Source organism: Serratia sp. SM04 (genome assembly GCF_040280225.1).
In the GTDB taxonomy this organism is placed as follows: domain Bacteria; phylum Pseudomonadota; class Gammaproteobacteria; order Enterobacterales; family Enterobacteriaceae; genus Serratia; species Serratia sarumanii.
The window spans coordinates 598,055-621,536 of sequence record NZ_JBEOQT010000021.1; the positions used below are offsets into that span (position 1 = coordinate 598,055).

Here is a 23,482-nt window from a genome sequence, read left to right on the forward strand (position 1 = left end):
GACACCGTTATGGTAGCCCCTTCACAGCAAGGAGGCAAGCATGCGCTTAAGGCATGTGTTTCATTCGCTAACCGTTGTATGTATTACGGTTTTGTTATTTATCTGGATGATAAGAGACTCGCTGTGCGAGCTGAAAATCTACCAGGAAAATATCACTATCCTGATCAGGTTGGCGTGTGAGGTGAAGCGGTAATCATAGGGCGGGGGCAACCCCGCCTTCTGGTCTCCAGGCGCGGTTTCCGGCACCCGACTTTACATTTCCAGCTCGATATCCGTCAGCGGCATACAGCAACAGGGCAGGATCTCGCCGGCGTTGATAAACGCCAGCGGCTGTTGGCGGTAGGCCACTTCGCCTTTCACCAGCTTCAGGCGGCAGGCGCCGCAATAGCCGGAGCGGCATTGGTACTCCACCTGCACGTCGTGCAACTCCAGCACGTCGAGCAGGCAGCTTTCACTGTTGGGGCAGGAGAGCTGCGTGCCGGCGGCGCGCAGCGTTACGATTGGCGTCGCCATCGCTTACAGTTCGAAGTCGCTCAGGTCGTCGGCGTTGATCTCCGAGTCGATCTGGCCAACCAGGTAGGAGCTCACTTCCACTTCCTGCGGCGCCACCTGCACGTTGTCGGACACCAACCAGGCGTTGATCCACGGGATCGGGTTGGAGCGGGTTTCGAACGGCAGACCGAGGCCGACCGCCTGCATGCGGATATTGGTGATGTATTCCACATACTGGCACAGAATGTCTTTGTTCAGGCCGATCATCGAGCCGTCGCGGAACAGGTATTCCGCCCACTCTTTTTCCTGCTGGGCAGCCAGCACGAACAGATCGTAGCACTGCTGTTGGCACTCCTCGGCGATCTCCGCCATTTCCGGATCGTCGGCGCCGGAACGCATCAGGTTCAGCATGTGCTGGGTGCCGGTCAGGTGCAGCGCTTCGTCGCGGGCGATCAGCTTGATGATTTTGGCGTTGCCTTCCATCAGTTCGCGCTCGGCGAACGCGAAGGAGCAGGCGAAGCTGACGTAGAAGCGGATCGCTTCCAGCGCGTTCACGCTCATCAGGCACAGGTACAGCTGTTTCTTCAGCGCGCGCAGATTGACGGTGACGGTTTTACCGTTCACCTGGTGGGTGCCCTCACCCAGCAGGTGATAGTAGCTGGTCATCTCGATCAGATCGTCGTAGTAGCCGGAGATGTCTTTCGCGCGCTTCTTGATCTCTTCGTTGGTGACGATGTCGTCGAACACCAGCGCCGGATCGTTGACGATGTTGCGGATAATGTGAGTGTAGGAACGGGAGTGGATGGTCTCGGAGAACGACCAGGTTTCCACCCAGGTTTCCAGCTCAGGGATCGAGATCAGCGGCAGCAGAGCGACGTTAGGGCTGCGGCCCTGGATGGAATCCAGCAGCGTCTGATACTTCAGGTTGCTGATGAAGATATGCTTCTCGTGCTCCGGCAGCGCCTGGTAATCGATGCGATCGCGGGAGACGTCAACTTCTTCCGGGCGCCAGAAGAAGGAGAGCTGTTTTTCGATCAGCTTTTCGAAGATTTCATGCTTTTGCTGGTCGAAACGCGCAACGTTTACCGACTGGCCGAAGAACATCGGCTCTTGCAGCTGGTCGTTTTTGGTCTGAGAAAAAGTGGTGTAAGCCATAAGCCTGAATCCATCGTAACGTGGCTAAATGAAGGGGCCGGAAAATTCCGGCCCGCTAGGTCAAACTTTAGATCTTGCAGGCGCCGCTTTCGCAGTCGTCATCGCCGGCCTTGGCAGGCTGCAAATCTTCCTGGGCGTCTTCCGCACCGTCGCGGGTGTTTTGGTAGTACAGCGTTTTCACGCCGAACTTGTAGGTGGTGAGCAGGTCTTTCAACAGCTGCTTCATCGGCACCTTGCCGCCCGGGAAGCGGGTCGGATCGTAGTTGGTGTTGGCCGAAATCGACTGGTCGATGAATTTCTGCATCAGCCCCACCAGCTGCAGATAGCCGTCGTTGCTCGGCATTTCCCACAGCAGCTCGTAGTTGTCTTTCAGACGCTCATACTCCGGCACCACCTGGCGCAGGATGCCGTCTTTCGACGCCTTGATGCTGATGTGGCCGCGCGGCGGCTCGATGCCGTTGGTGGCGTTGGAAATCTGCGAAGAGGTTTCCGATGGCATCAGCGCAGACAGGGTCGAGTTGCGCAGGCCGGTTTCCTGGATCTCTTTACGCAGGGTTTCCCAGTCGTAGTGCAGCGGCTCGCTGCAGACCGCATCCAGGTCTTTCTTGTAAGTGTCGATAGGCAGGATACCCTGCGAATAAGTGGTCTCTTTGAACCACGGGCAAGCGCCTTGTTCCTGAGCCAGGCGGTTGGAGGCTTTCAGCAGGTAGTACTGAATGGCTTCGAACGTTTTGTGCGTCAGGTTGTTGGCGCTGCCGTCGGAGTAGCGCACGCCGTTCTTCGCCAGGTAATAGGCGAAGTTGATAACGCCGATGCCCAGGGTGCGGCGGCCCATCGCGCCACGGTGCGCGGCCTTGATCGGATAATCCTGGTAATCCAGCAGGGCGTCGAGCGAGCGCACCGCCAGGGTCGCCAGCTCTTCCAGATCGTCCAGGCTGTCGATCGCGCCCAGGTTGAAGGCCGACAGGGTGCACAGCGCGATCTCGCCGTTTTCGTCGTTGACGTCTTCCAGCGGCTTGGTTGGCAGCGCGATTTCCAGGCACAGGTTGGACTGACGCACCGGCGCGATCTGCGGATCGAACGGGCTGTGGGTGTTGCAGTGGTCGACGTTCTGGATGTAGATGCGGCCGGTAGAGGCGCGCTCTTGCATCATCAGCGAGAACAGCTCAACCGCTTTCACGCGCTTCTGGCGAATGCTGTCGTCTTTCTCGTACTGGGTATACAGGCGTTCGAATTCGTCCTGATCGGCGAAGAACGCGTCATACAGCCCCGGCACGTCGGACGGGCTGAACAGGGTGATGTCTTCGCCCTTGATCAGACGCTGGTACATCAGGCGGTTCAGCTGCACGCCGTAGTCCATGTGACGCACGCGGTTGCCTTCAACGCCACGGTTGTTTTTCAACACCAGCAGGCTTTCCACTTCCAGGTGCCACATCGGGTAGAACAGCGTTGCCGCGCCACCGCGCACGCCGCCCTGCGAGCAGGATTTGACGGCGGTCTGGAAGTGTTTGTAGAACGGAATACAGCCGGTATGGAAGGCTTCACCGCCGCGGATCGGGCTGCCCAGCGCGCGGATGCGGCCGGCGTTGATGCCGATGCCGGCGCGCTGCGAAACGTATTTCACAATGGCGCTGGAGGTGGCGTTGATGGAATCCAGGCTGTCGCCGCACTCGATCAGCACGCAGGAGCTGAACTGGCGGGTTGGGGTGCGCACGCCGGACATGATCGGTGTAGGCAGCGAAATCTTGAAGGTGGAAATCGCGTCGTAGAAACGTTTGACGTAGTCCAGACGGGTTTCACGCGGGTAGTTGGAGAACAGGCAAGCGGACACCAGCATGTACAGGAACTGGGCGCTTTCGTAGATCTCGCCGCTGACGCGGTTCTGCACCAGATACTTGCCTTCCAGCTGCTTGACGGCGGCATAAGAGAAGTTCATGTCGCGCCAGTGATCGATAAAGGAATCCATCTGCTCGAACTCTTCAGCGCTGTAGTCTTCCAGCAGATGCTTATCGTATTTGCCCATCTCGACCATGCGCGTCACGTGAGCGTGCAGCTTCGGCGGCTCGAACTGGCCATAAGCCTTTTTACGCAGGTGGAAGATCGCCAGGCGAGCGGCCAGGTACTGATAGTCCGGCGCATCGCGGGAGATCAGATCGGCTGCGGCTTTGATGATGGTTTCGTGAATGTCGGCGGTTTTGATGCCGTCATAAAACTGAATGTGTGAACGCAACTCTACTTGAGAAACCGAGACGTTGTGTAATCCCTCTGCGGCCCAATCGATGACCCGGTGGATTTTGTCGAGATTGATGCGCTCTTTACGGCCATCGCGTTTAGTTACAAGCAGACTTTGGTTCATGTGGTGTTTTACCTGTCCGTATGGTGCCCCTAAGCAGAAGTGTAGTCGCTCTGCTCAGTATGTAAACACTATATATAGGGGTTGTATGTCGGTGAGGTAACAAGATAGTGAGAAAAAACGGCGTTTGCAAGTGAACAAAACCGGCCTAATTTGTGGATAACTTGGGGGTGAAATGTAACTTGCCGTTCGCAGTGCGCGCCGTGACTGGCGCGACAAGCTTGTCAATAAGCGCGATCAGATTTTACTGAAAAACTGAAAAAATCGATCGTTTGGCGCTTTATTAAACGTTAGAAAAAAACGGCATATTGATCTGTTTTAATATTCTAAAAAACTGTTTACAACGGGTATTTTGAGCGAAATCGCGGAAATTAGGTATTTTTCCGAATACGCCAACGGCGCCGCCCCCCGGTAATGCAGGGCCGGCGCGGTTTACAGCGCTTAACCTTCGTGCTGGGTGTGCACCATGTAGTTCACGTCAACGTTGCGCCCAAGCTTGAAATGATCGGTGATCGGGTTGTAATGCAGGCCGATCATGTGCTTTTCGCGCAGTGGCGTGCCGTCGACCCAGCCGATCAGTTCGGAAGGGCGAATGAACTTCTTATGATCGTGGGTGCCCTGCGGCACCATCTTCAGCACGTACTCCGCGCCGATCACCGCCATCAGCCAGGCTTTGGTGTTGCGGTTGATGGTGGAGAAGAACACGTGGCCGCCCGGTTTCACCAGCTGGGCGCAGGCGCGCACCACCGAGGCCGGATCCGGCACGTGCTCCAGCATCTCCATGCAGGTGACCACGTCGTAGCGTTGCGGGTTGGCCTGAGCGTGGCTTTCCACCGTCTCCTGCACATAGGTGACGTCCATGCCGCTTTCCAGCGCGTGCAGCCGCGCGACCTGCAGCGGCTCCGCGCCCATGTCCAGCCCGGTCACCTTGGCGCCTTCGCGCGCCATGCTTTCCGCCAGAATGCCGCCGCCGCAGCCCACGTCGAGCACCTGCTTGTCAAAAATGCCGCCGGCGCGTTGCATGATGTAGTTCAGGCGCAGCGGGTTGATGCGGTGCAGCGGTTTGAACTCGCCTTCCAGATCCCACCAGCGGGAGGCGACGGCCTCGAACTTGGCGATTTCCTGGTGGTCAACGTTTTGCACTCGGCTGGATGATTCTGCGTTCATGGGCTTGTCTGGCTCCTTGTTCTCGTTGCGCGGATTATACATGTTCCGGCGCGGCATCGTCTGCGCCGATGCGTTTTTAGCGCACTTATCTGCACAATTTCCGTGAAACAGCGGCGGTTATTTTCCCGTAAAGCGTGCTTTGTGATATAGTTTTACACCTTTGCCACTATGGCAGCGGGCAGATGAATCATTAGTAGAGGGATAGCAGCTCCATGAGCGACCTTGCCAGAGAAATCACACCGGTAAACATCGAAGACGAGTTGAAAAACTCGTATCTGGACTATGCGATGTCCGTTATTGTCGGACGTGCGCTGCCAGATGTTCGTGATGGACTGAAGCCGGTTCACCGCCGCGTTCTGTACGCGATGAGCGTATTGGGTAACGACTGGAATAAACCATACAAGAAATCGGCCCGTGTCGTCGGGGACGTGATCGGTAAATATCACCCGCACGGTGACAGCGCGGTTTACGACACTATCGTGCGTATGGCTCAGCCGTTTTCACTGCGCTACATGCTGGTGGACGGTCAGGGTAACTTCGGCTCCGTCGACGGCGACTCCGCCGCGGCGATGCGTTATACCGAAGTGCGCATGTCCAAGATTGCTCACGAACTGTTGGCGGATCTGGAAAAAGAAACCGTCGACTTCGTGCCTAACTATGATGGCACCGAGCAGATCCCGGCCGTCATGCCGACCAAGATCCCGAACCTGCTGGTCAACGGCTCGTCGGGCATCGCCGTGGGCATGGCCACCAATATCCCGCCGCATAACCTGGCGGAAGTCGTCAACGGCTGCCTGGCCTATATCGACGATGAAAACATCAGCATCGAAGGGCTGATGGAACACATCCCGGGGCCGGACTTCCCGACGGCGGCGATCATCAACGGCCGTCGCGGCATTGAAGAGGCCTACCGCACCGGGCGCGGCAAAGTCTACCTGCGCGCGCGCGCGGAAGTGGAAGCCGACGCCAAGACCGGGCGCGAAACCATCATCGTTCACGAGATCCCGTATCAGGTGAACAAGGCGCGTCTGATCGAGAAGATCGCCGAGCTGGTGAAAGAAAAGCGCGTGGAAGGCATCAGCGCGCTGCGCGACGAGTCCGATAAAGACGGCATGCGCATCGTGATCGAAGTCAAACGCGACGCGGTCGGCGAAGTGGTGCTGAACAACCTGTATGCGCTGACGCAACTGCAGGTCACCTTCGGCATCAACATGGTCGCGCTGCATCAGGGCCAGCCTAAGCTGCTGAACCTGAAAGACATCCTCGAAGCCTTCGTGCGTCACCGCCGCGAAGTGGTTACGCGCCGCACCATCTTCGAACTGCGCAAGGCCCGCGACCGCGCCCATATCCTGGAAGCGCTGGCTATCGCGCTGGCCAACATCGATCCGATCATCGAGCTGATTCGCCGTGCGCCGACCCCGGCCGAAGCGAAAGTCGCGCTGGTGGCGCAGCCGTGGGATCTGGGCAACGTCAGCGCCATGCTGGAGCGCGCCGGTGACGACGCCGCCCGCCCTGAGTGGCTGGAGCCGGAGTTCGGCATCCGCGACGGCAAGTACTACCTGACCGAGCAGCAGGCTCAGGCGATTCTGGATCTGCGCCTGCAGAAACTGACCGGCCTGGAGCACGAGAAGCTGCTGGACGAATATAAAGAGCTGCTCAACTTTATCGCCGAGCTGATCTTTATCCTGGAAAGCCCAGAGCGCCTGATGGAAGTGATCCGCGAAGAGCTGGTGGCAGTCAAAGAGCTGTACAACGACGGCCGCCGCACCGAGATCACCGCCAATACTTCCGACATCAACATCGAAGACCTGATCAACCAGGAAGACGTGGTGGTGACCCTGTCTCACCAGGGCTACGTGAAGTATCAGCCGCTGTCCGACTATGAAGCGCAGCGCCGCGGTGGCAAAGGCAAGTCTGCGGCGCGTATCAAAGAAGAAGACTTTATCGATCGTCTGCTGGTGGCCAACACCCACGATACGATCCTGTGCTTCTCCAGCCGTGGCCGCCTGTACTGGATGAAGGTGTACCAACTGCCTGAAGCCAGCCGCGGCGCGCGCGGTCGCCCAATCGTCAACCTGCTGCCGCTGGAAGCCGATGAGCGTATCACCGCCATTCTGCCGGTGCGCGAGTATGAAGAAGGGCGCCACGTGTTCATGGCCACCGCCAGCGGTACCGTGAAGAAAACCGCGCTGACCGAGTTCAGCCGCCCACGCAGCGCCGGCATCATCGCCGTCAACCTCAACGAGGGCGACGAGCTGATCGGTGTCGATCTGACCGACGGCAGCAACGAAGTGATGCTGTTCTCCGCCAACGGTAAAGTGGTGCGCTTCCCGGAAACGCAGGTGCGTTCGATGGGCCGTACCGCGACCGGCGTGCGCGGCATCAACCTCGGCGAAGGCGACAGCGTGATCTCGCTGATCGTGCCGCGCGGCGAAGGCGACATCCTGACCGTCACGCAAAACGGCTTCGGTAAACGTACCGCGGTGACCGAGTATCCGACCAAGTCACGCGCCACCCAGGGGGTTATCTCCATCAAGGTGAGCGAGCGTAATGGCCAGGTGGTCGGCGCCGTGCAGGTGGAAACCAGCGACCAGATCATGATGATCACCGATGCCGGCACGCTGGTGCGTACCCGCGTTTCGGAAGTCAGCGTGGTGGGCCGTAACACCCAGGGCGTGACGCTGATCCGCACGGCGGAAGACGAAAACGTCGTCGGTCTGCAGCGCGTGGCCGAGCCGGTGGAAGACGAAGAGCTGGACAGCCTGGAGCCGGGCGCGGAAGCGGTGGAAGAAGACACCACGCCGCTGGACGATGGCGACGACGCGGCTGACCCGATGGATGACGACAACGTTTAAAGCAAAGGGCGTCGGCATGCCGGCACCATGATGCACTGAGACAAAAGGGTCTGGCAGCGATGCTAGGCCCTTTTTCAGTTATATGGTTTAATTGGCGCACCGAGCCGCCGGCCGCCGCGCCGGCGACAGCGTGCGCCGCCACTGACTTTCGTATGGTATCCGATTGAAATACTTAGCCTCTTTTCGAACTACGCTGAAGATATCCCGCTATCTGTTCCGGGTACTGGCGATTTTGCTGTGGTCGTTGGGTGCGCTGCTCACCACCTTTTATATTCTGAATATCCTGCATCAGAAAGAATCGGACATCCGGCAGGAGTACAACCTCAACTTCGACCAGGCGCAGGGCTACATCCGTCATTCCGCTGACATCATTCGCGACATCAAGTATATGGCGGAAAATCGCCTCAACGGTTCGGTCAGCGGCCTGGACATGTTCAGCGGCGTGATCCCCGGCAAGGGCAGCCCGCCGCAATTCTTTCCGCTGTACCCGGAGTCCAACTGCGCGCTGAGCACCACCTATCGCAGTTCGCTCGATTCGCTGAGCGGCCTGATCCAGTATTGGAAAGAGAACTTCGTGGCGGCCTACGATCTCAACCGGGTGTTCTTCATCGGCGGCGACAGCCTGTGTATGGCGGAATTCGGCGGCGGCAACGCGAGCGCCAATCGGGAAAACATGCTGAAGTTGCTGCACGAGCGGATTCTGAAATACCGCAACGCCAAGAATCTCGACAAAGACAACAACCTGTATTGGATCAGCCCCAGCGCGCAGCGGCCGGACGTCGGTTATCTGTACGTGCTGACGCCTCTCTATATCGGCAACAAGCTGGAGGCGTTGCTGGGCATCGAGCAAACCGTTCGGCTGGAAGATTTCGTTACCGCCGGCAACCTGCCGATCGGCGTCACGCTGCTGGATGAGAACAACGAGCCGGTGCTGCGCCTGGCGGATGGCGAACGCTATGCCGCTGCGCTCAACAGCTACCCCGAAGAGCATGCCTACTTCGGTTATGTCGACAATTACCGCGACCTGATCCTGAAGAAAGCGCTGCCGCCTTCTTCGCTGAGCATCGTCTATGCGCTGCCGGTGAAAAGCGTGGTGGAACGCTTCAAAATGCTGATCCTCAACGCGCTGTTGCTGAACCTGCTGTCGGCCATCGTGCTGTTCACGCTGGCGTGGCTGTTTGAGCGTAAAATGTTCCTGCCGGCGGAGGACAACGCGTTTCGCCTGGAAGAGCACGAGCAGTTCAACCGCAAGATCGTCGCTTCGGCGCCGGTGGGCATCTGTATCCTGCGCATCAGCGACGGCACCAATATCCTGAGTAACGAACTGGCGCACAACTACATCAACCTGTTGACCCACGAAGATCGCGATCGCATAACGCGCATCATTTGCGAACAGCAGGCGAATTTCGTCGATGTGATGACCAGCAACAACAATAACCTGCAGATCAGCTTTGTCCATTCGCGCTACCGTAACGAAGAGGTGGCGATTTGCGTGTTGGTGGACGTCAGCGCGCGCGTGAAGATGGAAGAGTCGCTGCAGGAGATGGCGGCGGCGGCGGAGCAGGCCAGCCAGTCGAAATCGATGTTCCTGGCCACCGTCAGCCATGAGCTGCGCACGCCGCTGTACGGCATCATCGGCAACCTTGATCTGCTGCAAACCAAGGCGTTGCCGCAAGGGGTCGATCGGCTGGTCAATGCGATGAACAACTCTTCCGGCCTGCTGCTGAAAATCATCAGCGATATCCTCGATTTCTCCAAAATCGAGTCCGAGCAGTTGAAGATTGAACCGCGCGAGTTCTCCTGTCTGGAGGTGATCACCCATATCGCCGGCAACTATTTGCCGCTGGTGGTCAAGAAACGTCTGGGGCTGTACTGCTTTATCGAACAGAACGTGCCGGAGCGTATCTTCGGCGATCCGGTACGGCTGCAGCAGGTGCTCTCCAACCTGGTGAACAACGCCATCAAGTTCACCGATACCGGCTGTATCGTGCTGCAGGTCTGCACCCGCGGCAGCTACCTGGAGTTCAGCGTGCGCGATACCGGCGTCGGCATCCCGGAGAAGGAGATTTCGCGCCTGTTCGATCCGTTCTTCCAGGTGGGGACCGGCGTGCAGCGTCATTTCCAGGGCACCGGCCTGGGATTGGCGATCTGCGAGAAATTGGTCAACCTGATGGACGGCGACGTCTCCGTCGAGTCCGAGCCGGGCCTGGGCAGCTTGTTCAGCATTCGCATTCCATTGTTTAACGCCCAGTTCCCGATCCCGCAGGCCAGCGATACCTGGCAGGGGCGTCGGCTGTGGCTGGATATCCGCAATCAGCGGCTGGAAAGCTACCTGATGGCGATCCTGGGCGGCTACGGCGCCGATATCCAGCGCTATGACGGGCAGGAGACCGCCGCGGGAGAGGTGCTGCTCAGCGATCATCCGCTGATGCTGGATGCGCCGCTGCTGGCTCAGATCCAATTCTCCACCGAGCATATCGGCCCATCACAGGAAACCCGGCCGGGCTATTGGATGCACAGTACCTCCACGCCGCGTGAAACGCTGACCTTGCTTAACCGGTTGTTCGGCGTCGGCAGCGGCGCGGCAGAGGCGCTGGTGCAGCTGCCGGTGCCCGCCAAGGCCAGCGCGGCGGACAACGGCGATATTCATCTGCTGGTGGTCGACGATCATCCGATCAACCGTCGCCTGTTGTCCGATCAGCTGGGATCGCTGGGATATCAGGTGGTGACCGCCAACGACGGCGTCGACGCGCTCGGCGTGCTGAAACAGCATCGCGTCGATATTGTGCTGACCGACGTCAATATGCCGAATATGGACGGTTATCGTCTGACGCAGGCGCTGCGGCAGATGCAGTTCAGCGCGCCGGTGATTGGCGTGACGGCGAACGCGCTGGCGGAAGAGAAGCAGCGTTGCCTCGAGGCGGGTATGGATAATTGCCTGTCGAAACCGGTCACGCTGGAGACGCTGGAACAGACGTTGGCTTACTACAGCCAGCAGGTGCGCTACAGCCGCAGCGAGGCTTGAAAAGCAAACAGGCACGGCGAATGCCGTGCCTGTTTGGCGTTAACCTGCCGTGAGTCAGGCTTTAGTCTTTGTCCAACGGCGTCATGCTGACGGAGGAGAGGTAGTTGAGCAGGGCGATGTCGTTCTCGACGCCCAGCTTCATCATCGCCGATTTCTTCTGGCTGCTGATGGTTTTGATGCTGCGGTTGAGCTTCTTGGCGATCTCGGTCACCAGGAAACCTTCGGCGAAAAGGCGCAGCACTTCGCTCTCTTTCGGCGACAGGCGTTTGTCGCCATAGCCGCTGGCGCTGATCTTCTCCAGCAGTTTAGAGACGCTTTCCGGCGTGAACTTCTTGCCTTTCTGCAGGGCGGCCAGCGCCTTCGGCAGATCGGTAGGCGCGCCTTGTTTCAGCACGATGCCTTCGATATCCAGATCCAATACCGCGCTCAGGATCGCCGGGTTGTTGTTCATGGTCAGCACGATGATCGACAACTGCGGATAGTGACGCTTGATGTACTTAATCAGCGTGATGCCGTCGCCATACTTGTCACCCGGCATCGACAGATCGGTGATCAGCACGTTGGCGTCCAGCTTGGACAGATTGTTGATCAGTGCGGTTGAGTCTTCGAACTCCCCAACGACATTCACCCATTCAATTTGCTCAAGTGACTTCCGGATGCCAAACAGTACGATAGGATGGTCATCAGCAATAATTACGTTCAGGTTATTCATGTTGTTGGCTACCTTGCTTCAGCAGTCTGCTGACGAAAAAATCAATCTGACTGATGTTATTCTCGATCTCGGGCGCATCACCTTCTGCGATGCGCTGTTCTAACGATTCGCACAGCTGCTTGCCGGGAAGCAGATTTAACATGGCAAACACGCCTTTCAGGCGATGTGCGGTTTGTGACAGCGCATTGAAATCACTGCTGCCCGCCTCAGTATACAGTTTTTTGACATCGTCGGGTACTGTATCGACAAACAGCCCATAGTAATCACTTGATTTCAATTGTTTTTCATAGAGTTGGATATCTTCTGAACTCAATGAAAGCGGGCTTTCTTCCTGTTCCAGCGCGGCCATTTGCTGTTCGATCAGTATCAGCACGGCGTCGATTAATGCGCCGTTCAGGTTGTAGTTCACCCGAATGTAGCGTTTATCCAGCGCTTGCCAACCCGGCTCATCGGTCGCCAGCAGCAGGGTGTAATCATCGGCTCGCTGCGGGTTATCGGTCAGCAGCACGTCATAATCGCGATTGACCGCGCGATCGTCGGCGACGAGGCAGTCGGCGCCGTAGGCCTGCAGCAGACGGGTCACGATGCCGCGCACTTCATCCGACGTGACGTCCAGCAGGGCGGTGACGCCGTCGAGCAGTTTTTCCTGCTCCTGCGGCTCTTTTTTCTCCATCTCCATGGCGACGCGAATGGTGTAGCGAGTGCCGATATCCACCTTGCTGCGAATGTCCAACTGGCCGTTAAGCTTCTTGCACAGCTGATTGCACAGGAAGAAGGTGAGGCCGGAACCGTGGTTGAAGCGGTCCACCAGCGTCTGGCTGAGGAACGGATAGTTGAGGTTGCTGATCTCTTCGTTGGAGATGCCGGAGCCGGTGTCGTTGATTTGGAAAATCAGGCGATCCGGGTGCTCGGGCTCATGGTCGACAACCAGGGAAATCTTGCCGCAGGCGGTGGTGATAATGGCGTAATGCACCAGCAGCGAGATCACCTTGCGCAGCGCGTTGGCGTCGCCGATATAGTTCTGCTCGACGTCCAGCTGGAAATGCTTGAACAGCGCCAGCCCCTTCTGATTAAGGGCGGGCAGGGCCTCCAACAGCAACTCGTCGATCATCGCCGTCGGGCTAAACGGCTCGCGCGAGGGTTGCCAGTCCTGGGTTTCCAGCCGGGTCAGCAGGGTGATGTTATCGATCAATTCCAGCACCGAAGCCGACGCCGCCGTCAGCTGGCCCAGCAGCGCCTGCTGCTGTTCCTCATCCGGCCGGCCGTGCAGACGATCGACCAGATCGTGCATCTGGCGTACCGGCTGATTCAGCTCAATGCCCAGGTTGTGCAGCATCAGCTTGCGCGCCTGAACGTTTTTGTCGTATTCGCGCCGTGCCTGCTGCAGCCGCTTGTTCACCATCACCTCTTTATCCTGATCGTGCATCAGGAACAGGTAGGTGTCCGGCGACAGCTGGCTGCGGAAGATGCGGATTTCATACACCTCGTTGTTGACCGTCGCCTGGATCACCCCGTGATGCTGTTCGGCCATATGGGCGATCTTTTGCAGACTGAGGTGCGGCAACAGGTGCTCGGCGATTTTATTGCTGGCGATCACCGCATTGTTGGCGAAGCTGTAGACCAGCAGGCCGGAAGGCAGGCTGGAGACGATTTCCTGATTCAGCGCGCGCTCGGCCTCCAGTTCCACCGCCATGTTTTCGCTCGGGCGAATGTACTGGCGGCGGATAAAGTAGATGCTCAGCATCGACAGCGCCAGCAGCAGCAAGTTGACCGCGATCAGCCAGATGTTGTTGCGCAGCAGGTCGATGGCCAGATTGATGGCCGAAACGCGATACACCACCTTCAGCGGCGCATTGGGCAGGGCGGCGCTGAACTCCACCCAGCCGCCGCTCATCGTCGCATGGGTGCCGAGGACGGTTTCCGCCGGGATGGTACTGTCGTCGAGATCGACATCGTCCGGCTGCAGCAGGAAATTGGCGCGGGCCAGATTGGCCGGAATGATGTCGTTGATCGGCAAGTCGAAGGCGATCACCGTCGCCAGATGCCCTGGCTGATTGAAAGTGGTGCGAATCGAGAACGAATAGGCGTTCTGGAAGCGCTGCTTGCGCAGATCGGAAAAGCTCTCGCGCTCGTCGAGCATATTGGCCTGCTGCAGCATCTCGGCGCGGCGTTCGTCCGCCGAGGTGGTCAGGTAGCTTTCCCGAAAGCGCGAAGCCAGCTCTTTGAGCGGCTGAGTGGTGATCAGGCTGAGGCTGTTGTCCTGACCATTGAGGTAATACATGGCGTAGTTTTCGGTCTTGGCGCCCCAGCGGGTGTCCAGGTAGTCCGAGATGTTGGCGATCATCGCCAGCGTGCTCTCGTCATGGCTGCCGAAGATCACCGCGTCGGTTTTCTTGTGCGGTTTCTCGATATAATAGACGTCGGGCCGCAGGCGGGTTTCCTGCAAACCGGGATCGACATTCTGCGCCGGCGCATTGCCGAATTTGTCATAGACCTGATAGGTCATATAGCGGTAGGTATCGATGCGCTTTTGCAGCGAACCGGCAATGCTGTTCAGCGCGTACTTTTTTTCCGCCAGCCAGGCGTTGGTGTAGTTGTAGCCATACAGGCCGATGCCGATCGTCAGCAGCACGATAAACAGCAGGAAGCAGCGGGTAATGTTGCTGGAGCTGATGGTCAATTGTTTATTTTGCATAGTGGCTGCGCATTCCTGAATCAGCGAGTGACGGCCCTGGCGCTGGCGGTCACCGCCAACAGCAGAGCGGCTACGCAGGCGAAGGCCACCGTCAGGCTGGAAAACTGAGCGATGAAGCCGATCAGCGCCGGGCCGGCCAGAATACCGGCATAGCCGACGGTGGTGACGGAGGCGATCGCCAAATTGGCCGGCATGTCGCGCTGGTTGCCTGCAGCGCTGAACAGGATCGGCACCACGTTCGAGGCGCCCAGGCCGACCAGCATGAAACCGACCAGCGACACGGTGGCGTGATTGAAGGCGATGGCCAGACTCAGGCCGAGAGCGGCGCACAGGCTGCCCAGCAGCAACACCCGGTAGCGGCCCAGCGAGTTCACCACCCGATCGCCATTGAGCCGGCCGAGCGTCATGGTGATGGAAAACAGCGCATAACCCAGACCGGCCTGGCTGTGTTCGACGCCGCGCAATGTGGTGAGGAACAGCGCGCTCCAGTCGAGCATCGATCCTTCCGCCAGGAACATGATGAAGCAAAGAATGCCGATGAACATCACCCAGCCGCGCGGCAAGACGAACATCGGCCCGCCGTCGTCGGCGCCGCTCTCACGCAGCAGATGGCGGTTGGCGAGCGCCAGCAGCACTATCACCGCCAATACGGTAAGCAGGGTGGATTGCAGCGGCGTCAGCCCCAGCCACAACAGCGCGCTGACGCCGCCGGCACCGGCAATGCCGCCGATGCTGAAGAAACCGTGAAAGCCGGACATCATCGCCTTGCCGCTGGCGCGTTCGACGATCACCGCCTGAACGTTCATCGCTACGTCGATCATGCCGATCGCCGCACCGAACAGCAGCAGCGCCACGGCCATGCCGCCGAGAGAGTCCATCAGCGCCAGCAGCGGCAGATCGATGCACAATCCCAGCCCCGCCATCAAAATCACCGAGCGGCAGCCCAATTTGCCGGTCAGGAAACCGGTCAGCGGCATCGCCAGCATGGAGCCGGCGCCGATACAGAGCAGCAACAGGCCGAGCGAGCCGTCGTCGATGCCGATGCGCGCTTTGGCGAAGGGGACCAGCGGCGCCCAGGCGGCCATGCCGAGACCGGCGACGAAAAAGGCCAGACGGGTGGCGATCTGTTGAGGAACGCCGGGCGTTTGCTGTTCATTGCACAAGGTGGCTGTCATGTAAGCGTCAGGATCTTGGGTCAAAAGAATGGTGAAAGTTACTGACAGTTTTTATCACAATCCGCGATCCGGGTCGAAAATATTCGTGCCTGACATATCCCTGGCGCCGCCTCTGCGCACCAGCCACAGCGCGATAGCCTGGACAATATAGTCCTTTTGCCGCTCGTCCAGTGCGACGCCCTGCGGTATGCCGTGCCACTTTTCCAGGCAGCCGCGGCAGCAGGTGGCGGTGGCGTGCTGGGCGACGAACACCGGGTGGCCACGCATCGGCGTTTGCTTGCCGTCGTTTTTAGGGTGGGCGGCGGCCAGGCGGCGATCGATAAAATCGCGGGCATGGCTGAGGATAAGGGGTAATCCCTTGCCCTCGAGATAAGCCTGGTCTTTGGCATTTAAACGGAAGCGAGCGCGGAAGGGGGAACTTTGCAGCCGCCGCCACAGCACGTCGGGTTGAAAGGGCATCATGAATTTTACTCGCTGAAGGTGCGCTTTTTTCAGATTACCAGAACTGAAACTCTGCGGCTAATTGTGCCTGCGGCGGGAAATAATCGGCAAGATAAAGCACGAAATGAAAAGCAAGCTCAATTTGTAGGCTAAAATAAGGAAAAAGATTAGCAATTAGTGCGGCGGTAAATTAGTGAAACTATATCATTGGGTTATTTATTTGCTTGCTATTTGTGCGAGTCGAAATTGTGAGGGGAGTATGGAGGGAAATAAAAAACCGGCCAGAAGCCGGTTAAAAGGAATGCAGAAATTATCTTCCGATAATGAAGGTAATAATGAAAATAATGATGATAGCGAAGTGATTATAGCGGCTGCGTGTGGGGCGCGTTTTGGCACAATGTGCTTATTGCCCGTCTCAATTGTATGGTTGGCTTTTTTTTCTTAAAGATATGTATAACTACATGATTTTTTATCAATTAATCTATTCTTTGTCTTTAAGTGCTTTATTTTGTTTGTCTGTAAGGTTTTGTGAAAGTTCGCGCGTATTTACATTTCGAAACCTTTATTAATTACACTGAAACACTATCGGATACTTGGTATCATTTTCTTTCTGGATTAATATAACCCTTGTTACCAGAATGGTAATGCACAGTCGTGCTAATAATGCTCGAAAAGGGCAGTGGCCGTAGCTCGACATAATTAACGAGGATAATAACGATGAAACTTCGAGTACTCTCTCTGATGGTACCCGCACTGCTGCTTGCAGGCACAGCAGGCGCGGCGGAAATCTACAACAAAGACGGTAATAAACTGGATTTGTACGGTAAAGTCGACGGTCTTCACTATTTCTCCAGCAACAACGGCGTGGACGGCGATCAGTCTTATATGCGTTTTGGCCTGCGCGGCGAAACGCAAATCAGCGATCAGCTGACCGGGTACGGCCAGTGGGAATATCAGGCGAACCTGAACCACGCTGAAAACCAGGACAACAAGAACTTCACCCGTTACGGCTTCGCCGGTCTGAAATTCGGCGACTACGGCTCCTTCGACTACGGCCGTAACACCGGCGTGCTGTACGACGTCGCGGCGTATACCGACTTGCAGCCTGAGTTCGACGGTATGACCTACGGCGCCGACCAGTTCATGTTCCAGCGTTCCAGCGGCCTGGCGACCTACCGTAACAACGACTTCTTCGGTCTGGTTGACGGCCTGAACTTCGCCCTGCAGTACCAGGGTAAAAACGGCAACGGCGAAGAGACCAACAACGGTCGTGACGTCCTGGGCCAAAACGGCGAAGGCTACGGTATGTCCATGAGCTATGACATGGGCTACGGCATCAGCGCCGCGGGCGCCTTCTTCAACTCTCGCCGCACCAGCGAGCAGAACGGCGCCGGCGCGTACCGCAATATTATGGGCCGCGGCGACAAGGCGGAAGGTTACTCCGGCGGTCTGAAATATGACGCCAACGACGTCTACCTGGCGGTGATGTTCACCCAGTCCTACAACGCGGCGCGTTTCGGCAGTTCCGACAGCAGCGTTTATGGCTACGCCAACAAGGCGCAGAGCTTCGAAGCCTACGCGCACTACCAGTTCGACTTCGGTCTGCGTCCGTTCGTGGGCTATAACCAGACCAAAGGTAAAGACCTGGGCCGCGCCGGCAACGGCAAGGACTACGGCGATCAAGATCTGGTCAAATTCGTCGACCTGGGTGCGACCTACTTCTTCAACAAAAACATGTCTACCTATGTTGATTACAAAATTAACCTGGTGGACAACAACGATTTCACCGACGCTGCCGGCATCAACACCGACAACGTGGTTGCCGTGGGCCTGGTTTACCAGTTCTAAGCACCAGCGTGTGAATGACACAGCGCGGCCTTCGGGCCGCGTTTTTTTTGCCGGTAAAAAGCACGGATTGATCCGTTGTCGGCATGGGAAGCGCTTCGGATCGCCTCCGCTCGGCCTACGCTGTCAGTACAGCAAACAGAACGGAGGTGATATGGAACTCAAGATCGATAAGGTGATCGAAACGGTGCTGTACGTCAGCGATATTGAACGCGCGGACGCTTTTTACCGGCAGGTGCTGAAGCTGCCGGCAATGGTCACCAATGAACGGTTTCGCGCCTATAACGTCGGCGATCGGAGCGTACTGTTGCTGTTTATCGAGGGCGATTCGCTGCGCGGGGCGCAGTATCCGACCGGGTTTATTCCCGCGCACGATGGCGTGGGGCCGGCGCATATCGGGCTGGCGGTGGCGAAAGAGCAACTGCCGCACTGGGAACGGCATCTGGTGGCCAACGGCGTGGAGATTGAGGGGCGAATGCGCTGGGAACACGGCGGGGAGAGCATTTATTTTCGCGATCCCGACGCCCACCTGCTGGAGCTGGTGACGCCGGGCATCTGGGCCAATTACTGATCGAACCCGCCTAGCGCCAACATGTTCAACGCGGCATTCAGCACCTGCAGCGCGGCCTGCGGTTGCCGCTCTATCTGCACTCTGACGATGGCGCCGTCGATCAGCATCGCCAGCATTGCCGCCCGCTGTTCCCGCTGCGGCCCGGCGGGCAGGTGGCGCGCCAGTTCATCCGCCATCTGCCGCTTATGCCGGCCGGCGATGTGCAGGCTTTCCGGCAGCAGATCGGCTATCTCCACCGCAGTATTGATAAACGCGCAGCCGCGAAAGCGCGGATCGTCGAACCATTCTGCCAGGCAGGGTACCAGCGCCGGCAGCAACCCGCCGGTCTGCGCCACATGGCGGGCCAGTGATGTGCTGAACCAGCTGAGCCACTGCTGATGGCGATAGGTCAAAAACGCCGTAATCAAATCGTTCTTGCTGGGAAAGTGGCGGTAGAAGGTCACTTTGGTCACGCCAGATTCCTTGATGATGCGATCGATACCGGTGGCGCGGATCCCTTCTTGATAAAACAGATCGTGCGCCGTCAGCAGGATGCGCTGGCGGGCGGGCAAGGCGTTGAGATCGGCGGTCATCATTTTCTCCGGGGCTATTTTCGAGTGATTGTAGACAACTCTGTCTACTTGCGCTAGCGTAAAGGTGTAGACAGAGTTGTCTACATGCCTTCACTCAGGAGATGAACATGAGCATTAAACCCCCATTGCCGCCTTTTACCCGCGAATCCGCCATCGAGAAGGTGCGGCTGGCGGAGGATGCCTGGAACAGTCGCGATCCCGAACGCGTATCGCAGGTGTATTCCCTCGATACCCACTGGCGTAACCGCGCGGAGTTTGTCGACGGCCGCGCGGCGGTGGTCGGCTTTTTGCAACGCAAATGGGCGAAAGAACTGGAGTATCGGCTGATTAAGGAGCTGTGGGCGTTTGACGGCGCGCGCATCGCGGTGCGTTTCGCCTATGAATGGCGCGACGATTCCGGCAACTGGTATCGCAGCTTCGGCAATGAAAACTGGGAGTTCAATCAGGAGGGGCTGATGATCAACCGCCATGCCTGCATCAACGACATGCCGATTCGCGAACAGGATCGGCGTTTTCATTGGCCGCTCGGCCGGCGCCCGGACGATATTCCAGCGCTGAGCGATTTCGGTTTTTGAATCTGCTGGCGCGCCGGCGATGGCCTCTTGAGTGCAAAAGCGCACCGATCGACAAAGGGGAATTTGTAGAAAAGCCTTCCCGCTTCTAGACTTAGGGAACAACAAATGCACTCCAAGAGGACAAGCTATGACGAAGAAGTTGGTTTTGGCCGTCGGCACCGCGGCGGTATTTTCCATTCTTGCCGGTTGCACCACCTATGATCGCGCAGCCAGTTATGTCAATGAGCCGGTGGTCAGCGATGTCAAAGTAGGGATGACCAAGCAGCAGGTGCGGGCTATCGCCGGTCCGCCGTCGACGTCCGCTACGCTGATCCATGCGCAGGGCACCTGCGACACCTATGCGGTGGCGCCGCGCGACGGCAAGGTGCAGACGTACTTTGTCAGCTACAACGACACGGGCCATGTCATGAACAAGGGCTATCAAACCTGTTCAGACTACGATTCTCAGCCGAAATAATCGCGTTTCGGCAGACCAAAAAAGCCTCGCTTGCGCGGGGCTTTTCATTTTTTAGGCGTTTAAGGCCTGAAGTTTAGGCAACTGCGCCGCCCATGCCATTTTTTTGCATCAAAACGATAGACATTTCATAACGGTATCGCTAATATCAGCGCCCATTGGAAGGATGGCCGAGTGGTTTAAGGCAACGGTCTTGAAAACCGTCGAGTGTAACAGCTCCCAGAGTTCGAATCTCTGTCCTTCCGCCAAATTCAGCCGGCTTAGCTCAGTAGGTAGAGCAACTGACTTGTAATCAGTAGGTCACCAGTTCGATTCCGGTAGCCGGCACCATGACAGAGGCCCCAGCAGCGATGCTGGGGCTTTTTGTTATGATCTTTACACTTGCCGCAGGAACAAACAGTATAGGTATTAACCTATAGCCGGGGTTTTATCAGCCGCACGGAGCTTGGAACCTAGGGCATTTATCACTGAGGGATTGGGGGGGATGTGGCTTATTCTGGCAGAAATATAGCCGGTGGACGAGCCGGCTATCAGATAGGGTTCAAATATCCGTGACCAGCCACTGATCCGCTTCTTCGAACATCTCTTCCAACATTCGGTTCAGCTTCTCACGATCGCTTTTGCTGGCGTCGGAGTTCAGGCCGTTGGCCTGCATCGGCTTCACGCGCACGTCAGCTTCCGGGAACAGTGCATGCACGCGTTTTTCCAGCTCGTTGCGAATAATCTCGGCGGCGTTGGGTAACCCAGCGACGTTGCGTTTGTCGTACACCAATTCTACAAACATGTCTCACCTGTAAATACTGATTTAATGTACAGTATTCTGGCCTGAGGAAGGCCGGTTGGCAAGAGGGGGCGCGGAATTTTGCATGATGCGTTCATTCTTGCGCGGTGTGCGGTAAATCCTGCAGCTGAATCACCAATTCCGCCAGGCTGGCGGCCTGCATTTTCTCCATCACTTTTGCCCGGTGAACCTCCACGGTGCGCAGGGCGATATTCAACCGCTCAGCCATTTCCCTGTTCATCATGCCCCGCACCACCAGCTGCGCAATGTCGCGTTCTTTCGGCGTGAGCGTGCGGTAGCGGCCGCAAGTTTCATGGCGTTGCCAGGCCTCGGCGGAGACCTGCTGCGCCCGTTCGAGGGCGGCGATCAGCGGTTCAGCGGCGATCGGTTTTTGCAGGAAGTCCACCGCGCCGTACTTCATCTGCTCCACCGCCATCGGCACGTCGCCATGGCCGGACAGGAACACCACCGCCAGCGTGCTGCCGCGGCGGCGCAGCTCCCCGTAAACCTGGTGACCATCGAGCTTCGGCATCCGCATGTCCAGCAAGACGATCCCGGTCTGAAACGGGTCCGCCTGCGCCAGAAAATCGGCGCTGTCATTCCAGCATTGCACGCCGTGGCCGAGGCTGGTCAGCAAAAAATGGCAGGCGTCGGTGACGGCGACGTCATCATCCACCAGATAAATTAGCGACATGGTTTTCCTCGTTATCCAATATGAAATGCAGCGTTACGCACAGCCCGTTGCGGCTGTCGGGAGCCGGGCGGTTAGCCAGGCGGATTTCTCCGCCGCCATAGCGGGCCAGGCGCCGGCAAATGGCTAACCCCAGCCCCATGCCGCCGGCCTTGGTAGTGTTGAAGGGGCGAAAAGCCTGTTCCAGCCCGGCCGTTGTCATGCCGCCCGCGTTGTCCTGCAGATGCAACTCCATCGCCCGTTCGCTCTTGGCGGCGGAAAGCCAGACGGCATTGGCCCCGGCCTGCGCCGCATTCAGCAGCAGGTTCGCCAGCAACTGTTCCAGCAGCGCCGGCGGCAGGGTTAGCGTCAGCGAAGGCGCCACGTTATTGAACCACGTCAGGTCGGGATAGCGTTGCGTCAGGCGCAGCAGCGTCCACACCCGCTCGGCGGTTTCGCTTACCGCGGTGGGGCGCCAGCGCGTTTGGTCTATCGCCTCCGCGGTGGGCTGCACCCACTGGCGCAGGTTATGAATCGTCTCGCCGCCGCGCTGCGCCTGTCGGTCGATATTTTCCAGCGGCCCCAGCAGCGGATGCCCGGCGTCCGTGTTGCGCAGTTGGATCAGGCACCCCTGCGCATAGTGGCGAATGGCCGCCAGCGGCTGGTTGAGCTCGTGCGCGAAGCCGGAGGCCATCTCCCCCAGCACGTTCAGCTGCCTGGCGTTTTCCAGCGCCCGTTCCTGCCGCCGCAGTTGCTCGTCGGCGCGGAGCAGCTGTCGCCCGCGTCGGCGCACCAGCAGCGCGATCCAGATATGGTTGACGATCAACAGCGCCAGCAACGCCAGCGACAGGCCGACGGCCGTCTGATGCTGGATCAGCCAGCTCTTGATATCCAGCCATAGCCGCCGCTGTTCCGGGTGCTGATTGACGGCGCGCAGCAGCGCTTCCACCTCGCTGGTCGAGGCCGGTGCGCCCCACAGGAAGGGAGACTGGGGCGGTGCGGTCAGCAAGGCTCTCGCCACCGCATCCACCAGTGAGTTATCCAGGCCGGGCAGGGCGGCGAACGACCAGTTGGGATAAAGCGGCGTGCTGGTGACGCAGGGAGCCGACGTGGCCTGTTGCAGCAGCGGGCGAAAGTCCGCCGGGTTGATCAGGCCTTCCTTGCCCATTTTCTCCAGCAGGCAGACCGGGACGATGGCGGCCTGAATGGCGCGCTCGCGCAACAGATAGAGCAGGGCGTCGGCAGGGAAACCGGTAAAGCGCAGGTGAAAATCGCGCTCGGGCCGTATGCCGGCGTCGCTGAGCGCCTTATAGCCGGTCAGATAGCCGCCGAAGGCCTGCGGATCGATGGCGCCCACCGTTTTTCCCATCAGCGCCTGCGGCGTCGTAATGCCGCTGTCGCGCCGCACCAGAATCACGCTGCCGATGATGTTGCCCGTTGCCCGATCGCCGTTGGCGGCGCGCAACGACGCCAGCCAGCGCAGATGATAGTGGCTGTTCAGCTGCACAAACTGCGCCGGATTAGTGACCACGAACTGCACGCTGCCCCGATTGACCGCTTCGCGCATCTGCGCCAGATCGAGCGGCCGCAGGCGGAAGCGCTCACCGCCGACGCTGTCGTTGAGCCTGTCGATCAGCGGCTGCCAGTCACGCTCGGTCGCCGCATCGCCGCGCATCGCCAGCACGCCGACCGACCACTCGCCCGCCTGTGCCGCCATCCCCCAGCCGAGACTGAACAGCAGTAATAACACGACCCTCACGGCCCCTCCTGATGGGCAATTTGCCTGCCGCCACTTGTTTTAGATCAACGTTGGGTTCGGTATGTGGTTAACCACAATAGAGCTGAGCCCAATGCCATTTTTACACTGTAAATCATCGACATTGTTTATTCATCTAACGGGCATCAATAGCGTGATCGGGGTGATGCCCTGGGCGTGGGAGAGGC

The 23,482-nt window shown here is 58.3% G+C and carries 20 protein-coding genes and 2 tRNA genes; 10 read left to right on the forward strand and 12 right to left on the reverse strand.

Annotated elements, in window-relative coordinates:
• The first annotated feature begins 40 nt into the window (after positions 1-40).
• A complete protein-coding gene (locus tag ABTW55_RS17290; protein ID WP_004935921.1) occupies positions 41-193 on the forward strand; it encodes a Hok/Gef family protein in 153 nt (50 codons plus the stop codon).
• A gap of 59 nt (positions 194-252) precedes the next feature.
• Here ABTW55_RS17290 and yfaE read toward each other — a convergent pair whose 3' ends face one another.
• The 4 genes from yfaE to ubiG all read right to left on the reverse strand — a co-directional run bounded on the left by yfaE (position 253) and on the right by ubiG (position 5,167).
• Positions 253-513 carry a class I ribonucleotide reductase maintenance protein YfaE gene (gene yfaE / locus ABTW55_RS17295; protein ID WP_033635302.1) on the reverse strand — a complete coding sequence of 87 codons (261 nt, stop codon included), beginning with the start codon at positions 511-513 and terminating at the stop codon, positions 253-255.
• Between the two features lie 3 nt (positions 514-516).
• Positions 517-1,647, reverse strand: coding sequence for a class Ia ribonucleoside-diphosphate reductase subunit beta (gene nrdB, locus ABTW55_RS17300; RefSeq protein ID WP_019453694.1), 1,131 nt, complete (start codon positions 1,645-1,647; stop codon positions 517-519).
• Positions 1,648-1,714: 67 nt separating this feature from the next.
• On the reverse strand, positions 1,715-4,003 hold the full coding sequence (gene nrdA, locus ABTW55_RS17305; RefSeq protein WP_033635301.1) for a class 1a ribonucleoside-diphosphate reductase subunit alpha: 2,289 nt from the start codon (positions 4,001-4,003) through the stop codon (positions 1,715-1,717).
• 438 nt (positions 4,004-4,441) lie between these two features.
• Positions 4,442-5,167, reverse strand: a complete 726-nt coding sequence (ubiG, locus tag ABTW55_RS17310) for a bifunctional 2-polyprenyl-6-hydroxyphenol methylase/3-demethylubiquinol 3-O-methyltransferase UbiG (RefSeq protein WP_004935909.1) — start codon at positions 5,165-5,167, stop codon at positions 4,442-4,444.
• A 212-nt stretch (positions 5,168-5,379) separates the two neighbouring features.
• Between ubiG and gyrA the strand changes: the two genes are divergently transcribed.
• Together gyrA and rcsC are read left to right on the forward strand one after the other, a co-directional pair.
• Positions 5,380-8,022 carry a DNA topoisomerase (ATP-hydrolyzing) subunit A gene (gyrA, locus tag ABTW55_RS17315; RefSeq protein WP_200761774.1) on the forward strand — a complete coding sequence of 881 codons (2,643 nt, stop codon included), beginning with the start codon at positions 5,380-5,382 and terminating at the stop codon, positions 8,020-8,022.
• Positions 8,023-8,185: 163 nt separating this feature from the next.
• Positions 8,186-11,047 carry a two-component system sensor histidine kinase RcsC gene (gene rcsC, locus ABTW55_RS17320; protein WP_039565028.1) on the forward strand — a complete coding sequence of 954 codons (2,862 nt, stop codon included), beginning with the start codon at positions 8,186-8,188 and terminating at the stop codon, positions 11,045-11,047.
• A gap of 61 nt (positions 11,048-11,108) precedes the next feature.
• On the opposite strand, the gene rcsB is transcribed toward rcsC, so the two are convergent.
• From rcsB to ABTW55_RS17340, 4 genes are read right to left on the reverse strand one after another with little or no spacing between them, the layout of a single operon-like run.
• Positions 11,109-11,759: a response regulator transcription factor RcsB gene (gene rcsB, locus ABTW55_RS17325; RefSeq protein WP_004935900.1), complete on the reverse strand. Its 651-nt coding sequence runs from the start codon at positions 11,757-11,759 to the stop codon at positions 11,109-11,111.
• Positions 11,752-14,454, reverse strand: a complete 2,703-nt coding sequence (rcsD, locus tag ABTW55_RS17330) for a phosphotransferase RcsD (RefSeq protein ID WP_033653782.1) — start codon at positions 14,452-14,454, stop codon at positions 11,752-11,754. Before rcsD ends, rcsB begins: the two co-directional genes overlap by 8 nt.
• A 20-nt stretch (positions 14,455-14,474) precedes the next feature.
• Positions 14,475-15,629 (reverse strand): MFS transporter, encoded by a 1,155-nt coding sequence (locus ABTW55_RS17335; RefSeq protein WP_060421921.1) that lies wholly within the window; start codon positions 15,627-15,629, stop codon positions 14,475-14,477.
• 54 nt (positions 15,630-15,683) lie between these two features.
• Positions 15,684-16,091, reverse strand: coding sequence for a DUF4186 domain-containing protein (locus tag ABTW55_RS17340; RefSeq protein ID WP_110620859.1), 408 nt, complete (start codon positions 16,089-16,091; stop codon positions 15,684-15,686).
• 238 nt (positions 16,092-16,329) lie between these two features.
• On the opposite strand from ABTW55_RS17340, the gene ABTW55_RS17345 reads away from it, so the two are divergent.
• From ABTW55_RS17345 to ABTW55_RS17355, 3 genes are all read left to right on the forward strand, one after another.
• A complete protein-coding gene (locus ABTW55_RS17345) occupies positions 16,330-16,515 on the forward strand; it encodes a hypothetical protein (RefSeq protein ID WP_125460720.1) in 186 nt (61 codons plus the stop codon).
• Between the two features lie 272 nt (positions 16,516-16,787).
• Entirely contained in the window at positions 16,788-17,918 is a 1,131-nt protein-coding gene (ompC, locus tag ABTW55_RS17350) for a porin OmpC (protein ID WP_060421918.1), read from the forward strand.
• 151 nt (positions 17,919-18,069) lie between these two features.
• On the forward strand, positions 18,070-18,486 hold the full coding sequence (locus ABTW55_RS17355; protein ID WP_060421916.1) for a VOC family protein: 417 nt from the start codon (positions 18,070-18,072) through the stop codon (positions 18,484-18,486).
• On the opposite strand, the gene ABTW55_RS17360 is transcribed toward ABTW55_RS17355, so the two are convergent.
• The gene (locus ABTW55_RS17360; RefSeq protein ID WP_060421915.1) at positions 18,480-19,058 is read right to left on the reverse strand and encodes a TetR/AcrR family transcriptional regulator; all 579 of its coding nucleotides are present in this window, start codon (positions 19,056-19,058) and stop codon (positions 18,480-18,482) included. The genes ABTW55_RS17355 and ABTW55_RS17360 overlap by 7 nt on opposite strands.
• Positions 19,059-19,165: 107 nt before the next feature.
• Here ABTW55_RS17360 and ABTW55_RS17365 point away from each other — a divergent pair, with 107 nt between their 5' ends.
• The 4 genes from ABTW55_RS17365 (at position 19,166) to ABTW55_RS17380 (ending at position 20,417) form a co-directional block, all read left to right on the forward strand.
• Positions 19,166-19,633 (forward strand): nuclear transport factor 2 family protein, encoded by a 468-nt coding sequence (locus ABTW55_RS17365; protein ID WP_049195938.1) that lies wholly within the window; start codon positions 19,166-19,168, stop codon positions 19,631-19,633.
• 127 nt (positions 19,634-19,760) lie between these two features.
• Positions 19,761-20,090, forward strand: a complete 330-nt coding sequence (osmE, locus tag ABTW55_RS17370; protein WP_033635291.1) for an osmotically-inducible lipoprotein OsmE — start codon at positions 19,761-19,763, stop codon at positions 20,088-20,090.
• Between the two features lie 157 nt (positions 20,091-20,247).
• A tRNA-Ser gene (locus ABTW55_RS17375) sits at positions 20,248-20,335 on the forward strand.
• A gap of 6 nt (positions 20,336-20,341) precedes the next feature.
• Positions 20,342-20,417: transfer RNA gene (locus ABTW55_RS17380), tRNA-Thr, on the forward strand.
• A gap of 211 nt (positions 20,418-20,628) precedes the next feature.
• Here ABTW55_RS17380 and ABTW55_RS17385 read toward each other — a convergent pair.
• The 3 genes from ABTW55_RS17385 to ttrS all read right to left on the reverse strand — a co-directional run bounded on the left by ABTW55_RS17385 (position 20,629) and on the right by ttrS (position 23,255).
• Positions 20,629-20,871, reverse strand: coding sequence for a DinI family protein (locus ABTW55_RS17385; RefSeq protein WP_004935803.1), 243 nt, complete (start codon positions 20,869-20,871; stop codon positions 20,629-20,631).
• A 91-nt stretch (positions 20,872-20,962) separates the two neighbouring features.
• Positions 20,963-21,562, reverse strand: a complete 600-nt coding sequence (gene ttrR, locus ABTW55_RS17390; protein ID WP_060421912.1) for a tetrathionate respiration response regulator TtrR — start codon at positions 21,560-21,562, stop codon at positions 20,963-20,965.
• Positions 21,537-23,255, reverse strand: coding sequence for a tetrathionate respiration histidine kinase TtrS (gene ttrS, locus ABTW55_RS17395; RefSeq protein WP_208495965.1), 1,719 nt, complete (start codon positions 23,253-23,255; stop codon positions 21,537-21,539). Before ttrS ends, ttrR begins: the two co-directional genes overlap by 26 nt.
• Positions 23,256-23,482: the final 227 nt, after the last annotated feature.